The 14,463-nt window shown below is 70.8% G+C and carries 13 protein-coding genes; 5 read left to right on the top strand and 8 right to left on the bottom strand.

Features of this window, described 5'->3' with window-relative positions; genetic code table 11:
- Nucleotides 1-5: 5 nt before the first annotated feature.
- Nucleotides 6-596, bottom strand: a complete 591-nt coding sequence (locus HDA39_RS32670) for a TetR/AcrR family transcriptional regulator (RefSeq protein ID WP_184801774.1) — start codon at nucleotides 594-596, stop codon at nucleotides 6-8.
- A gap of 133 nt (nucleotides 597-729) precedes the next feature.
- Between HDA39_RS32670 and HDA39_RS32675 the strand changes: the two genes are divergently transcribed.
- Nucleotides 730-2,220 (top strand): MFS transporter, encoded by a 1,491-nt coding sequence (locus HDA39_RS32675; RefSeq protein WP_184801776.1) that lies wholly within the window; start codon nucleotides 730-732, stop codon nucleotides 2,218-2,220.
- Between the two features lie 26 nt (nucleotides 2,221-2,246).
- On the opposite strand, the gene HDA39_RS32680 is transcribed toward HDA39_RS32675, so the two are convergent.
- The 4 genes from HDA39_RS32680 to HDA39_RS32695 are packed head-to-tail and all read right to left on the bottom strand — an operon-like array spanning nucleotide 2,247 to nucleotide 5,740.
- A complete protein-coding gene (locus HDA39_RS32680) occupies nucleotides 2,247-3,455 on the bottom strand; it encodes an ABC transporter permease (RefSeq protein WP_184801778.1) in 1,209 nt (402 codons plus the stop codon).
- Nucleotides 3,442-4,200 carry an ABC transporter ATP-binding protein gene (locus HDA39_RS32685; RefSeq protein ID WP_184801780.1) on the bottom strand — a complete coding sequence of 253 codons (759 nt, stop codon included), beginning with the start codon at nucleotides 4,198-4,200 and terminating at the stop codon, nucleotides 3,442-3,444. Before HDA39_RS32685 ends, HDA39_RS32680 begins: the two co-directional genes overlap by 14 nt.
- Nucleotides 4,197-5,246 (bottom strand): peptidoglycan-binding protein, encoded by a 1,050-nt coding sequence (locus HDA39_RS32690; RefSeq protein WP_184801782.1) that lies wholly within the window; start codon nucleotides 5,244-5,246, stop codon nucleotides 4,197-4,199. The genes HDA39_RS32685 and HDA39_RS32690 overlap by 4 nt, the downstream gene beginning before the upstream one ends.
- Nucleotides 5,243-5,740 carry a hypothetical protein gene (locus HDA39_RS32695; protein ID WP_184801784.1) on the bottom strand — a complete coding sequence of 166 codons (498 nt, stop codon included), beginning with the start codon at nucleotides 5,738-5,740 and terminating at the stop codon, nucleotides 5,243-5,245. The genes HDA39_RS32690 and HDA39_RS32695 overlap by 4 nt, the downstream gene beginning before the upstream one ends.
- Before the next feature lie 137 nt (nucleotides 5,741-5,877).
- Here HDA39_RS32695 and HDA39_RS32700 point away from each other — a divergent pair, with 137 nt between their 5' ends.
- Entirely contained in the window at nucleotides 5,878-6,534 is a 657-nt protein-coding gene (locus tag HDA39_RS32700; RefSeq protein ID WP_184801786.1) for a response regulator transcription factor, read from the top strand.
- A complete protein-coding gene (locus HDA39_RS32705; protein WP_184801789.1) occupies nucleotides 6,531-7,745 on the top strand; it encodes a sensor histidine kinase in 1,215 nt (404 codons plus the stop codon). The genes HDA39_RS32700 and HDA39_RS32705 overlap by 4 nt, the downstream gene beginning before the upstream one ends.
- Here the strand turns inward: HDA39_RS32705 and HDA39_RS32710 are convergent.
- Nucleotides 7,720-8,703: a GNAT family N-acetyltransferase gene (locus HDA39_RS32710; RefSeq protein ID WP_184801790.1), complete on the bottom strand. Its 984-nt coding sequence runs from the start codon at nucleotides 8,701-8,703 to the stop codon at nucleotides 7,720-7,722. The two genes, HDA39_RS32705 and HDA39_RS32710, sit on opposite strands and share 26 nt — an antisense overlap.
- A 103-nt stretch (nucleotides 8,704-8,806) precedes the next feature.
- Here HDA39_RS32710 and HDA39_RS32715 point away from each other — a divergent pair, with 103 nt between their 5' ends.
- Complete coding sequence (locus tag HDA39_RS32715; protein ID WP_184801792.1) at nucleotides 8,807-9,394, top strand: TetR/AcrR family transcriptional regulator; 588 nt, start codon at nucleotides 8,807-8,809, stop codon at nucleotides 9,392-9,394.
- Nucleotides 9,395-9,397: 3 nt separating this feature from the next.
- Here the strand turns inward: HDA39_RS32715 and argS are convergent, their stop codons facing one another.
- Both argS and HDA39_RS32725 read right to left on the bottom strand, forming a co-directional pair.
- Nucleotides 9,398-11,080 carry an arginine--tRNA ligase gene (argS, locus tag HDA39_RS32720; protein WP_184801794.1) on the bottom strand — a complete coding sequence of 561 codons (1,683 nt, stop codon included), beginning with the start codon at nucleotides 11,078-11,080 and terminating at the stop codon, nucleotides 9,398-9,400.
- A 123-nt stretch (nucleotides 11,081-11,203) separates the two neighbouring features.
- Nucleotides 11,204-13,426, bottom strand: a complete 2,223-nt coding sequence (locus HDA39_RS32725) for a bifunctional glycosyltransferase/CDP-glycerol:glycerophosphate glycerophosphotransferase (protein ID WP_184801796.1) — start codon at nucleotides 13,424-13,426, stop codon at nucleotides 11,204-11,206.
- A gap of 25 nt (nucleotides 13,427-13,451) precedes the next feature.
- On the opposite strand from HDA39_RS32725, the gene HDA39_RS32730 reads away from it, so the two are divergent.
- Complete coding sequence (locus HDA39_RS32730; RefSeq protein WP_184801798.1) at nucleotides 13,452-14,234, top strand: Fic family protein; 783 nt, start codon at nucleotides 13,452-13,454, stop codon at nucleotides 14,232-14,234.
- The last annotated feature ends 229 nt before the right edge of the window (nucleotides 14,235-14,463 follow it).

Here is a 14,463-nt window from a genome sequence, read left to right on the forward strand (position 1 = left end):
ACCCTTTAGTTCTGGGGCCTGATCCCGGCGAGCACGATGTCGAGCATCCGCTCGGCCTGCTCCGGCTCGATGCCGGGCAGGGACGAGATGCTGCCGATCAGGCGCATCACGTCCATCAGCTCCAGGTCGGCGCGGACCGCGCCGGCCGCCTTGGCGGTGTCGATCAGCAGCCCGCCGGCGTCCTTGACGTTCATCTTGCAGGCCTTGAAGAACTCCGAGTCCTTGCCCATGGCCGACGTCAGTTCGTGGGCCAGGCTCTTCTTCGACACGTTGTAGCCGACGAAGCTGCGCATCCAGGAGGCCAGCGCCTCGAACGGCGCGAGCTGCTCGTGGAACCCGTACGCCCGGTCGCAGACGGACTGGATCTCGTCCACGTAGACCGCCTCGAGCAGGGCACAGCGGTTCGGGAAGCGGCGGTACAGCGTGCCGATCCCGACGCCGGCCCGGCGGGCGATCTCCTCCAGCGAGGTGTCCGTGCCGGTCTCGGCGAACGCCTCGCGGGCGGCCGCGACCAGCAGGTCGTAGTTGCGCCGGGCGTCGGCCCGGGTCGGCCGGAGATCGGGCAGGGTCGGCCGCTGCTGGGCGGACGTGCTCATCGGACCTCCTCGAAACCGGCGGAACAATTCACTTGAAAAAGCGGAGGATGCCTCCGTATCGTATCCGGAGGTGCACTCCACTTCCTCTGATCTCAACTCTAGCCCCTCCGGGGGAAGGAGCAAGTTCTCTCCTATGTCGGCTACTTCCGCTGCTCCCGCCAGACGGCCAGGCGTCGTTCTCGCGGTGATCGTGATCACCCAGCTGATGGTGATCCTCGACGGCACCGTGGTGAACATCGCGATGCCCAAGATCCAGACCGCTCTCGACTTCAGCCCGGCCAACCTGTCCTGGGTGCAGAACGCGTACGCGCTGGCCTTCGGCGGTCTGCTGCTGCTCGGCGCCCGCGCCGGCGACCTGCTCGGCCGCCGCCGCGTCTTCATCACCGGCGTCAGCATCTTCACCGTCGCCTCCGCGCTCGGCGGTCTGGCCCCGACGGCGGAGCTGCTGCTCGCCGCCCGGGTCCTGCAGGGCATCGGCGGCGCGATCGCCGCTCCGGCCGCGCTCACCCTGCTGATGCTGACCTTCAAGGAGGGACCGGAGCGGATGAAGGCGCTCGGTCTCTACAGCCTCGTCTCCTCCGGCGGCGCCAGCATCGGCCTGGTGCTCGGTGGCATGCTGACCGACTGGGTCTCCTGGCGCTGGGGCCTGTTCATCAACATCCCGATCGGTATCGCGCTGGTCGTCGCCGCGCGCCGGGTGCTCACCGAGACGCCGCGGGAGCAGGGCCGCTTCGACGTGGCCGGTGCGCTGACCTCGACGGTCGGTATCACCGCGCTGGTCTACGGGTTCATCCGTGTGGCCGAGGCGGGCTGGAGCTCGCCCGAGGTGCTCGCGTCGTTCGCGGCCGGTGTCGTGCTGCTGGTTGTCTTCGTCCTGGTCGAGCGCCGGGTCAGCCACCCGATCGTGCCGCTGCGGATGTTCCGGAACGCCGACCGGGTGGCGTCGTACCTGACCATGCTGCTGGTGGTCGGCACGATGTTCGGGATGTTCTTCTTCCTCACCCAGTTCCTGCAGGGCGTGCTGGAGTTCAGCCCGCTGGCCGCCGGCCTGGCCTTCCTGCCGATGACCGGTCTGCTGTTCGCGTCGTCCCGGATCGTGCCGCGGCTGACCGGCCGGGTCGACAACGGGCTGATGATGATCGCCGGCGCGGTCTCGGTCACGGCCGGCATGCTCTGGCTGACCCGGATCACGGTGGACAGCAGCTACCTGGGTGGTGTGGTCGGTCCGCTGATCCTGTTCGGTGCGGGCGCCGGTCTGATCTTCATCCCGCTGACCGGGCGCGCGCTGTCCGGCGTACCGGCTGAGGACGCGGGCGCCGCCTCGGGTCTGCTCAACGTCCTGCAGCAGGTCGGTGGCGCACTCGGACTGGGCATCCTGGTCACCGTCTTCGGTACGGCGAGCCGCAACGCCTCCCCGTCGTCGACCAACCCGGCCGACGCGGCCCGCGAGATCCTCACCGACGGCGTGCACGCCGCGTTCATCGGCTCGGCCGTGTACGCCGGGCTGACGCTGCTGGTGATCGTCCTTGGTGTCCGCCCCTGGGTCCGCAAGAAGACGGTCCGCCCGGAGACCGCCACCGAACCGGCCGCGGTCGAGCCGGTCGCCGTGGACTCGCACTTCTGACCGACGGGCCGGGGCCCTGGCACTCCTCACGGAGTGGCCAGGGCCTCGGTCGGTGACATCCGTGCGGCGCGGACCGCCGGGTAGAGCCCGGCCAGACTCCCGATCACCAGCGTCGCCATCAGCCCGCCGGCCAGCGCAGGAACCGGTACGACGGCCGGCCAGCCCTGCGTGACCGCGTAGACGATCGTCACCCCGGATCCGAGCAGGGCGCCGCACACGCCGCCGAGTCCGGACAGCAACAGCGCCTCCATCAGGAACTGGCCGCGGATCTGCCCCCGGGTAGCGCCCAGCGAACGGCGCAGGCCGATCTCGGCCCGGCGTTCGAGCACGGAGATCACCATCGTGTTGGCGACGCCGACCCCGCCGACCAGCAGCGCGACCGAGCCGAGACCGAGCAGCAGCGCGTTCAGCGTCGCGTCGGCGGCCTGCTGGGCGGCGAGCGCGTCGGACGGGCGGGAGACCTCGACCTCGTTCGGCGCCTGTGGACTGGCTGTTGCCGCGAGCACCTTCTGGACGGCGGTGACGGAGTCGTCCGCGGCACGGGCGTAGACCGTCGTCGGGTAGCCGTCGAAGTGCAGGAGCTGCTGCGCGACCGGCCAGCCGACCAGCGCCGCGGTGTCCAGCTCCGGAGCCAGGGGTGCGGGCGCGAGCAGCCCGACGACCGTGAACCAGGAGCCGCCGAGCCAGACCTGCTGACCGGGTTCCGCGGTGCTGATGCCCAAGTGAGCGGCCGTGCCGGCACCGAGTACGACGGCCGGGTACTTCGCCGAGGCGTCGTTCAAGAAGGTGCCGCTGGCAACTGTCGTGCCGACCGCGGAGAGCAGGTCGACCTGGGCAGCCAGTACCGAGATGCCCCCGGTCTGACCGGTGGGGATCTGGTCGTTGCGGTAGACGTTGGTGCTCGGCAGCCGGCCGGTGGCGGTGGCCGCGGTCACCGGTCCGATCCGGTCGATCATCCCGACCGACTCGGTCGGCAGGTGCGCCTGCTCGCCGAACACGTTCTGCCCGGGGCCGACGGTCAGGAGGTTGGTGCCGAGGGCCTCCATCTGCCGGTCGAAGTCCGCCCGGCTGGAGGCGGAGATGCCGACCACGGAGATCATCGCCGCGATACCGATCGCGATCCCCAGCGCGGACAGGGCCACGCGCAACGGCCGCGACCGCAGTCCGGCACCGCCGACCCGCAACAGGTCTGTCGTCCGCAGTCTCGCGGGGACGAGTGGGTCACCGGTGTTCATCGGTCCGGCCTCCGATCGGCGGGGAGGCTTGGGGCTCCGGGCCGGCGCCTTCGTCGGCTCCGGCGCTCCTTTGGCCGGCGGTGTCGGTGACGATGCGGCCGTCGAGGAGTTCGACCCGGCGGGGGAGAGTGGCGGCGATCGAGCGGTCGTGGGTGATCACCACGACCGTCGTCCCGGCGGCGCGGAGGGCGTGCAGCAGGTCCATCACGCCGCGCCCCGCGGTGCTGTCCAGGTTGCCGGTCGGCTCGTCGGCCAGCAGCAGCGCCGGCCGGCCGACGATCGCGCGGGCGATCGCGACCCGTTGCCGCTCGCCGCCGGACAGCTCGTGCGGCCGATGGCCGACCCGGTGCCCGAGCCCGACCTCCGCCAGCGCGGCCGCCGCCCGCCGGAGCCTTTCGGGCCGCGGCACCCCGGCGTACAGGAGGCCGTCGGCAACGTTGTCGATGGCAACGACTCCGGAGGTCAGGTGGAACTGCTGGAAGACGAACCCGATCCGTCGCGACCGCAGCGCGGAGATCTCCCGGTCGGTCAGCGCGCCGACCAGGTGCCCGTCGATCCGGACCGTCCCGCTGGTCGGGCGGTCGAGCGATCCGATCAGGTTGAGCAGCGTCGACTTGCCCGACCCCGACGGGCCGACGACGCCGACCAGCTCGCCGCGTTCGATCCGCAGGCTGGCCGCGGTCAGGGCGGCGACGTCACCGGCGTACGTCCGCGACGCCCGGTCCAGCTCCACCAGCGCAGTCATGCCGGCACCCCGATCGTCGTACCGGCACTCAGGCCGGAGCCGGACACCTCGACCTTGCCGCCGGCGAAGAGACCGAGCTGCACCGCGACGTAGTGGCTGGTCGTCCCGTCGACCACCTGCACGCCGTACCCGCCCTCGGCCAGGGCGACCAGTGCGTTGACCGGCACCGCCAGCACGCCCTTCTTCTGCGCGGCGACCAGCTGTACGTCGACAGGCGCCGAGTCGAGCCCGGTGACGACCTTCGGGTCGGTCAGCGTGATCACGACCGGGACATGCGGCGGCTCGTTGCTGCCGGCCGCGGGCTGGGTGGCGACCGTGGAAACCGAGGCGACCTTGCCTGACGTCTTCTTGCCGTTGGGCAGCACCACCGTCGCGGTCAGGCCCTTGGCGACCAGGTACTGCTTGGCGACGTCCAGCCCGACGATCACCTTCGGCACGGTGGTGTTGAAGGTGAAGAGCGCGGTGCCGGCCGCCAACTGGTCGCCGAGCTCGGCGTTGTGCATCATGAGCCGGATCGGGGTCGGCTGGACGAGGATCTGACCGGGCTCGACCACCCCGGTCTCCGACCGCCCGACGGCGTCCTGCCAGTCCTTGACGGCCGCTGTCGTCGCCGAGCCGAACGTGCTGTTCGGCTTCGCCTTCAGGTAGCCCTCGGCCTTCAGGAACTGTTCCAGCTGCAGCACGTCCGGCCCGCTCACCCCCTGCTGCAGCGTGCGGTAGAGCGGCACGGTGCCCTTGATCAGCACCACCGGCAGGTTGTTCACCTTGTACGCCGGTGCGCCGAACCCCACCGTCGCGCCCTCGGGCGGCATCCACGTGAGGGTCCCGCCACCCGGTGGTGCCTTCAGCCCCTGCGGTACGCCGTACGAGAGCGTGCCGCCGACCTGCACGGTCTGGACCAGGGTGGTCTTGACCACCTTCGTCGTTCCCGGCGGCAGCCCGCCCTCCGCCGTCGACTCACCTGCCGACGCGTCCGGCCAGAGCAGCAGCGCAGCCAGGCCGGCAGCAGCCAGTACGCCGGCCGCCACGAGCAGCCGCCGCCTCATCCCGCAGCTCCGGACAGGTGGTGGTTGCACTTCTTGGCGGCGTTCTGGAACGCCGGGCTGTTCCGGTCGAAGCCCTCGCCGAACAGGCCGCCGTCACCACCGGGCTTGGGGTCTGGGAAGTCCGGCAGCCCGTTGGCCCGTACGCACTCCGCGAACGCCTTGTACTTGGCCAGGTCCGCGGGATCGCTCGACGCGGTCCGCTCACCGCCGGTCAGGTACTTCTTGCAGGCCTGCATCGCCGCGTCGAACCCGGGGTTCTGGGCGACCTTCGGGTCGATCCCGAGCCCCTCGCCGGGCTTGGGGTCGTTCACCTCGAGGCCGTACCCGGCCATGCACTCGCTGAAGCCGGTCGCGGCCGGGGGAGCGGTCGTGGCGGGTGCCGCGGAGGCGCTCGGCTGGTCCGCGGTCGCGACACCGGTGCTGCCCGAGTCACCGCAGGAGGCGAGCGCCAGGGCCAGCACAGGTACCACCAGCAGGGTTCTGAGCATCGTCATCGTGGTTCTCCTTCCGGGAGGTCGTTGCCGAGAAGTAGAGCCAGCCGGCGATAACCACGCCGTAACTCGCCGTCGCGGGGTTATCCCGTGGTTACACCGGGCGCGGCAGGATGGGTTCACGGGTGGACGGAGGAACGATGCGGATCCTGGTGGTCGAGGACGAACGGATGCTCGCCGACGCGATCGCCGAGTGGCTGCGGCGCGAGTCGTTCGCCGTCGACATCGCGTACGACGGCGCCGCGGCGCTGGAGCGGACCGGCGTGAACGAGTACGACGTGGTCGTGCTCGACCGGGACCTGCCGCACGTGCACGGCGACGAGGTGTGCCGTCAGGTCGTTGCCGCAGGCACCGGCACCCGGGTGCTGATGCTCACCGCCGCCGCGGCGATCCGCGAGCGGGTCGCCGGGCTGGCGATCGGTGCCGACGACTATCTGAGCAAGCCGTTCGCCTTCGCCGAGCTGTCGGCCCGCGTGCACGCGCTGGCCCGGCGCTCGCGTCCCGCCGTCCCGCCGGTGCTGGAGCGCTCCGGCGTCCGGCTGGACCCGGTCCGCCGGTCGGTCGAGCGGGACGGCCGCCGGGTCGACCTGGCGAACCGGGAGTTCGCCGTACTGGCCGAACTGCTGCGGGCGGACGGCGCGGTCGTGTCGGCCGAGACGCTGCTGGAGAAGGCGTGGGACGAGCACATCGACCCGTTCACCAACGCGGTCCGGATGACGATGGTGAAGCTCCGGCGCAAGCTCGGCGAACCCCCGCTGGTCGAGACCGTGCCCGGCGCCGGGTACCGGTTGCCATGAACCGGTGGACGCTGCGGACGCGGCTGACCCTCCTGTACGGCGGCCTGTTCCTGGTCGCCGGAGCGGTCCTGCTGGCGATCACCTCGGTCCTGGTCCAGAACAGCCTGGCCGGACAGCTGGCCAAACAGGCCGACGCCAGGATCACCGCGATCCGGTCAGCGGCGGCCGCGAGCCCCGACGGCCCCGAACGACCCGGCCCTGAACAACCCAGCACCGAACGACCCGGCACCGATGTCGAGGCACAGGTGGCCGAGATCCGGCGGCAGCAGGACGAGCTGCGGTCGGCTGCGGCCAGGTCGGTGCTGACCGGTGGAGGCATCGCTCTGCTGGGGGTCGGCCTGCTCGCCGGAGGCGCCGGCTGGGTCGTGGCCGGGCGGGCGTTGCGGCCGGTGCAGCGGATCCGCGAGACCGCGCACCGGATCTCCACCTCGACCGGCGCGGGCCGCGGGTTGCACGAACGCATCGGCCTGGACGGGCCGGACGACGAGGTGAAGCAGCTCGCGGACACCTTCGACGAGATGCTGGAGCACTTGGACCGCTCGTTCGACGGCCAACGGCGGTTCGTCGCCAATGCCTCGCACGAGCTGCGCACACCGCTGGCGCTGAACCGTGCGCTGATCGAGCTGGCCGTCACCGAGCCGGCCGCCTCCGCCGAGATCCGGCGGCTCGGCGGGTCGCTGCTCGAGGTCAACCACCGGCACGAACGGCTGATCGAGGGGCTGCTCGTCCTGGCCGACAGTGAGAACGAGGTGACCGAACGGACCGCCGTCGACCTGGCCGAGATCGCCGATCAGGTCGTCCACGACGCCGGTGACCTGGAGGTCCGGCGCGAGTTCGCCCCGGTCGAGGTGACCGGCGATCCGGTGCTGCTGGAGCGCCTCATCCAGAACCTGGTCGAGAACGCGGTCCGGCACAACCAGCCCGGCGGCTGGCTGTCGGTGGCGACCGCGCGATCGGGCGACGACGCGCTGCTCACGGTGGCCAACACCGGCGCGGAGATCCCCGCGTACGAGGTCGAGTCGCTCTTCCGGCCGTTCCACCAGCGCGGGACCCCGCGGGCCGGCGCCGAGCGTGGCTTCGGGCTCGGGCTGTCGATCGTGCGCGCGGTGGCGCGCAGCCACGGCGGCGAGGCGACCGCCCACCCGCGACCCGGCGGTGGCCTCGTCGTCGAGGTCCGGCTCCCGCTCAGGCCAGCGGGAGCCGGTGACTGATCCAGGTGTTCTTGGTCGTGTACCCGAGGCGCTCGTACAGGCCGAGCGCGCCGGTCGGGTTGTCCGCGTCGACGCCGAGTGACGCGCGCTGGAACCCGGCGGCCTCCGCTTCGGCCATCACCTTGGCCAGCGCGAGTGCCGCCAGGCCACGGCCCCGGTGGGACCGCTTGGTGCCGACCTGGCCGACGTACACCTCGCGGATCCCGGTCGCCTCGGTGTCGGCGACGTACTCGTAGCCGATCGTGTAGGCGACCACCTCGTCGCCGTCCAGCACCAGGTACGCGAGCTCGGGCCGGAAGGCCCGGGCGCCGGTGAACCAGGTCTTCCAGCTCTCCGGGCTCTTCGGCGACGAGCCCCAGTGATCGAGGAACACCTCGTTGTGGGCGATCCGCAGCGGTTCGTCGTACGCCGGGGTGTAGGCGACCAGGCGCAGCCCGTCGGGGACGGGCGGCACCTCGACCGGCGTACCGAAGGTCCGTTCCATGGAGAAGAAGTAGCGGCAGCGCTCGAAGCCGAGGACGGCCAGCAACGCCAGCGCGCTCGTGTTGGTGTCGATCGCGCCGGTGTTGATCTCGCCCTCGGCGCCCGGCTGCCGCTCGTGGTGCAGCTCGGTGGCGCGACGGGTCAGCCACGGCACCAACGCGCTGCCGATCCCTCGGCCGCGCCACTCCGGGTGGACGGCGCCCTCGGTACGGACCCGGTGCACGTCCACCACCTGGTCCGGTGCGCGGACGACGCCGTACCCGACCATCTGCTCGCCGGACCAGATCCCGATCGTGTCGCGCGCCGCGTCGAGCTTCGGATCGGCCAGCTCCTCGATCAGGTCGTCGGCGTCGTAGTTCTCCCCCTCGGCGTCCACCTTCTCCTTGGCCGCCAGTAACCCGGCCCACGCGGCCGCGTGGGACTTGTCGATCGGCCGGACCGTCAGACCGGCCGGCCACCCCTCGTCGATACCCATCTGCCGACGGTAGGCCGCGAACGATGCCGCAGCACCTCAATTACCGGTCAACCCCGCAGTGGCTGCCTTGACCACCCCATAGCTCCTGAGCAATGCTCGATGAATGGACCACGGGCTGTCGGCAGAGGACCGCAAGAAGCAACTGGTCCGGATCGGTCTGATGATGCTGCGCGAGCAGCCGATCCACGAACTGTCGATCGACGCGATCGTGAGCGAGGCGGGCATCTCCCGCAGCGTGCTGTTCCAGTACTTCCCGAGCAAGCACGACTACTACCTCGCCGTCATCTCCGCGGCCGGCCGCCGGTTGCTGCGGCTGACCAAGCCGGACGGCAACCGCCCGCGCGACGAGCAGCTGCACGAGATGCTGCTCGCGTTCGTTGCCTTCATCACCCGTCGCCGCCGGGCCTACATCTCGTTCGTCCGCGGTGCCGCCGGCGGTGACGACTACGCGGTCGAGGTCTACGCCAAGACCCGGACGACGATGGCCGACCGGGTGCTGGAGCTCCTCGACGTTCCCGAGGCCGACCGGGAGCCGGCGACCCCGGAGCGGATGCGCGCGCACGCCTGGTTCGCGTACGTCGAGGACCTGGCGATCGAGTGGTCCGGCCTGCCCGAGGGCGAGCGCCGGCTCACCGAGCAGGAGCTGGTCACCCACGCCGTCGAGGCGCTGCACACCCTCCGCAAGCTCTGACCGTCACATCGCGTCCGGGGCGGTCATGCCCAGGAGCGTCAGGCCGTCGTGCAGTACGGCGCGAGTCGCGGCGCAGAGCGCGAGCCGGCTGCTCCGCGTCTCGCCCTCGCTGGTGAGGACCGGGCAGGACTCGTAGAACGCGGACAGCGCGGTCGCGACGTCGTACAGGTAAGTGCAGAGCCGGTGCGGCTGCAGGGTCTCGGCGACCTGCAGGACGGCGTCGTCGAAGCCGGCCAGCAGGAGGGCCAGCCGTTGCTCGGCCGGGTCATGGAGCACAGTGACCTTGTCGTCGGTGGTGCCGGCCTTGGTGAGGAGCCGGGTCAGCCGGGCGTGGGCGTACTGCAGGTACGGGCCGGTGTTGCCGGTCATCGCGACCATCCGGTCCAGGTCGAAGACGTAGTCGTTGGTCCGGTCGCTGGACAGATCGGCGTACTTCACCGCGCCGATGCCGACCGCCCGGGCGACCGCGGCCCGGTCGATGCCTTCGCGGTCGGCGAGCAATGTCGTGGCCCGGGCGACCGCCGCGTCGAGCAGTGAGACCAGGTAGACCGTGCCGCCGTCCCGGGTCTTGAAGGGTTTGCCGTCCGGGCCGAGCACGGTGCCGAACGCGACGTGTTCGGCCTTCGTTGTCTCGGGCAACCAGTTGGCCGCGCGGGCGAGTGCGAAGATCTGCTGGAAGTGCAGCGTCTGCCGGTGGTCGACGACGTACACGATCCGGTCGGCGTGCAGGTCCCGGACCCGGTGCCGTACGGCGGCCAGGTCGGTCGCGCTGTAGCCGAAGCCGCCGTCGGACTTCCGCACGATCACCGGCAACGGCGACCCGTCGCGACCGGTGAACCCGTCGAGGAACGCGCACTGCGCGCCGTCGGACACGGTCAGCAGCCCGGCCGCGTCGAGGTCGTCGACGATGCTGGGGAGATCGGCGTTGTACGCGCTCTCGCCGACGACGTCCGCCTGCGTCAGCGGCGAGCCGAGAAACGCGTAGACCCGGTCGAACTCGGCCAGCGAGATGTCCACGAGTTGTTGCCAGATGCCCCTGGTCTCGGGGTCGCCGGACTGCAGCAGGACGACCCGCCGCCGGGACAGGCCGACGAACGCCGGATCGCTGTCGAAGTGTCTCCGCGACCGCTGGTAGAGCTGCTGCATCTCCTCCAGGTCGAGCTCGCCGGCGGGCGTTCCCTCGGCCAGGAGCTGCTCGACCATCATGCCGAACTGGGTGCCCCAGTCACCGACGTGGTTCTGCCGGACGACGGCGTACCCGGCGTACTGCAGAACGTTGCACAGGGCATCGCCGATCACGGTCGACCGGAGGTGGCCGACGTGCATCTGCTTGGCGACGTTGGGCTGTGAGTAGTCGACGACCACGGTCTTCCCGTTGCCCGGCAACCTCGTGGGGAGGTTGACCCCGGCGGCCAAGGTGCTCGGCAACAGGGTCAGATTGACGAAGCCGGCCCCCGCGACTTCAAGTGTGCACAGGTCGCCCACCTCAGCCTGCGCAACCAGTTGCTCGGCGATCTGTCGTGGAGCTTGCCCAAGCTGCTTGGCCAACCGCAGCGCAACACTGCTCTGAAAATGCCCGAACTCAGGCTTCGTCGCCGCCCGCAGCTCAGGGTCGGCACTCAGCCCGAAGGCCTCGACGGCAGCGGCGGTCAGCCGCGCGGACAGAACAGCAACAACATCGGACATGACAGATCCTTGGGAAGACGAGGCACCGGAACAGGGCTGAGGTGTTCAGACAGTGCGTCGTCGTCGCAGGCCGAAGCGACCGCGCGCGGTCACCAGGCTCGTCGACATGTGGACCAGTATGCCCTACGGCCGGTACGCCGAGGGAGCAGGTTTCCGATCGGCCATCGCGACGATCGGCGGCAGCTCGGTCTCGCCGAGGAAGACCCGCCGGACCACGCGCTCCGCGGCCAGGCCGTCGTCGTACTCGCAGAACCTCTCCCGGAACAGCTGCCGGTGCTTGGCCGCCTCGGCGGCCGCGAACCGGCCGGTCCGCAGCGCGTCGAAGAGCTCGTCGGGCGACCGCGCGACCAGCCCCGGCGGGAACTCGGTGATGTCGAAGTAGGTCCCGCGGGTCGTGTCGTAGAAGGCCTGGTCGTCGACCAGCAGCACGATCGGGCGGTCCAGGTTCGCGTAGTCGAAGCTGATCGACGAGTAGTCCGAGATCAGGACGTCGGCCGCCAGCATCAGGTCCTCGACCCGCGGGTGCCCGGACACGTCGACCACGCGGTCGGAGTGCACCTCGGGCGCGCCCTTCGCCAGCGAGTAGTGGGTCCGGACCAGCACCCGCCCGTTCTCCCCGGCGGCCGCCGCCAGCCGGTCCAGGTCGACGTGGAGGCCGTCGCCGCCGAGGTCGACCAGGCCCGCCGGCGTCCGGACCGCGTCCTTCGCGTCCCGCCAGGTCGGCGCGTACAGGACGACGAGGTTGGAGTCGTCGAAGCCGAACCCGGCCCGGATCGCCCGCACCTCGTCGAGCGTCGCGGTGAGCAGCCGGTCGTTGCGCGGGAGGCCGGTCTCCAGCTCCTCGAAGTGCGACGGGTAGGTGCGCTCCCAGATCTCCGAGGAGTACCGGTTCGCGGAGAGGTTGAAGTCCCACCGGTCGACCTGGCGCATCAGCTCGTCCAGGTCGAGGTCCTGCGCCGCCCGCGGGTACAGCCGCAGGTCGGTGCCCATCGTCTTCAGCGGTGTCCCGTGCTGGGTCTGCACGTGGACCTGCCCGTCGCGCTTGTCCAGCTCCTTGGGCAGGTTCATGTTGCTGACGAAGTACTTCGCCCGGTGCACCAGCTTCTCGTACGCCGGGGAACCGGCCACCACGTACTCGACGCCCTCCGGGATCGCCTGGATGTGGTCCGCGTCGATCACCCAGACCCCGCGCAGCTGGGGGACCAGCTCGGCGGCCTTCTCGTAGATCGCGCGCGGGCTGCAGGCGTACTGCTGGAACCAGTAGGCGCCGTACAGCGCGAGGTTCGGGTCCGGGTCGCCGCGGTGCAGCAGCTTGCCGACCGCCTTGCGCGGACTCGGCACGTGCAGCACCTTCGAGCTCAGCTTCAGCGTCGAGTACGTCGCGTAGTCGTCGTGGATCAGCATCCAGCGTTTGAACCCGCGACTGGTCCGGTCGGCGGCGTACCCCTCGGGCTTCCAGCGCTTGGCGAACCGGTGGGCGGAGTGGAAGAACTCGGCCCGGTCCTCCGGGTCCAGCCGTTCGGGCTTGGCCAGCACGGCCAGGATGTGGTCCAGCGACCGGTCGAACGCGAACTTGCGCCAGCCGGCCAGCTCCGGGTCCGACGTGATGAACGCGTGTACCCGGTCGTACTGGTCGAAGATGTCGAACTGCCGGCGGGTCCGGGTGGCGTGGATGTTCCCGCCGGTGCGGTGCTGCCGGTAGTGCACGACGACCCGGTCCAGGGTGGCGATCCGCTGGGCGGTGAGCATCGTCGAGTACGTCCAGGGGGCGTCCTCGTAGTACCCGGCGGTGAAGGCGAAGCCGTGCAGGGTGAGGAAGTCGCGCCGGCAGGCCTTGTTCCAGACCAGCTCGAGAAAGGTCAGGAAGACCGGGCGCTCGGCGGCGGTGAAGACGCCCTCGCCCTCGCGCGCGAACGCGTCGTGGCGCTGGTTGCGGACCACGCGGCCGTCCCAGAAGATCCGCTCGTAGTCGAAGATCACCAGGTCCGGGCGGTCGGTCGCGTCGATCCGCTCGGCCAGCGCCTGCAACGAGCCGGGGGTGTAGAGGTCGTCGGCGTCCAGGAACAGCACGTAGTCGCCGCGGCACTCCTTCAGCCCCGCGTTCCGGGTCGGGCCGAGCCCGATGTCCTCGGTCAGCGTGATCGCCCGCACCCGCGGGTCGGCGGCGGCGTACTCGGCCAGGATCCGGTCGGTGCCGTCGGCGCTGGCGCCGTCCACCCCGATCACCTCGAAATCGGTGAACGACTGCCCGAGCACCGAGTCCAGGCACGGCCGCAGCCACGGTCGCACGTTGTGGCAGGGGACCACGATGCTGAACCGCGGAGCGGAGTCGGTGCTGCTGGCCATGGGAGGCCATCCTAGGGTCTAGGTCATGACTGCTGATGTGTTCGCTCCGCTGGCCGCGCTGGAGGGTGTCGGGTCGGCGGCCCGGGCGGCTCGGGACGCGGTCGACGTACTGCTCCGGGACCGTGGTCTGCGGCGCGTCGGTTCCGAGGTGACGGCCGAGGCGCTGCTCCGGGGCGCGCAGGCCTCAGCGGCGCTGGCGGGCAGTCCGTCGACGCTGGAGGAGGTACGGCGGGGAGAGGGCGACGCGCTGGCCGCCGGCGCGGTGCGGATGACCGGGGAGCTGATGGGGCTGGCTCCGCAGGTCGACACCGCTCCGGTGCAGGTCTGGACCAGACTGCACCAGTTGGCGGCCGCCGATCTCGGCTCGGCAGACCAGTTGGGCCACCTGCGGACCAGTCGCGAGCCGCTGCCCGACGACATCCCCGGTCTGCCGCCGGCGCCGCCCGCCGACGTGATGTGGGAGCGGCTGAGCGGACTGGCCAAGGCACTGACCACGCCGACCACCGCGCCCGGACTGGTCGTCGCGGCGATCGTGCACGCCGAGCTGGCCGTGCTGCGCCCGTTCCCGACGGCGAACGGGCTGGTCGCCCGGGCGGCCGAGCGCTGCCTGTTAGTTGCCCGAGGCATCGATCAGGTGGCGGTCACGGTGCCGGAGGCCGGGCACCTCGAGCTCGGTGCGTCGTACCCGGACGGGTTGACCGGGTACGCGGTACGCGGAGTGACCGGCGTCCAGAGCTGGCTGCTGCGCGAGTGCGAGGTGATCGCGCTGGCGGCGGAGCGGTCACCGCTCAACTCCCCAACCCGGTAAGGGTTTCCGGGCCGGATGTGCGAACGGCGCCCTCTCGCGAGGGCGCCGCCGCTGGCACGTCATTCTGGTTACCAGGCGTGCACCTTGTCTGCCGCCACAGGATCGAGCCCTGGGTCGAGCTGCCCGGTTGGGATGGGCTGGTCGCCGCGTGGGTACCTGACTGCCGTGCAATTTTCTCTACCGGGACCGAAGTCCCTTTGCTGATTCCTTTGTACTCTCCAAACCCCTG

It is taken from the genome of Kribbella italica (assembly GCF_014205135.1).
GTDB lineage: Bacteria > Actinomycetota > Actinomycetes > Propionibacteriales > Kribbellaceae > Kribbella > Kribbella italica.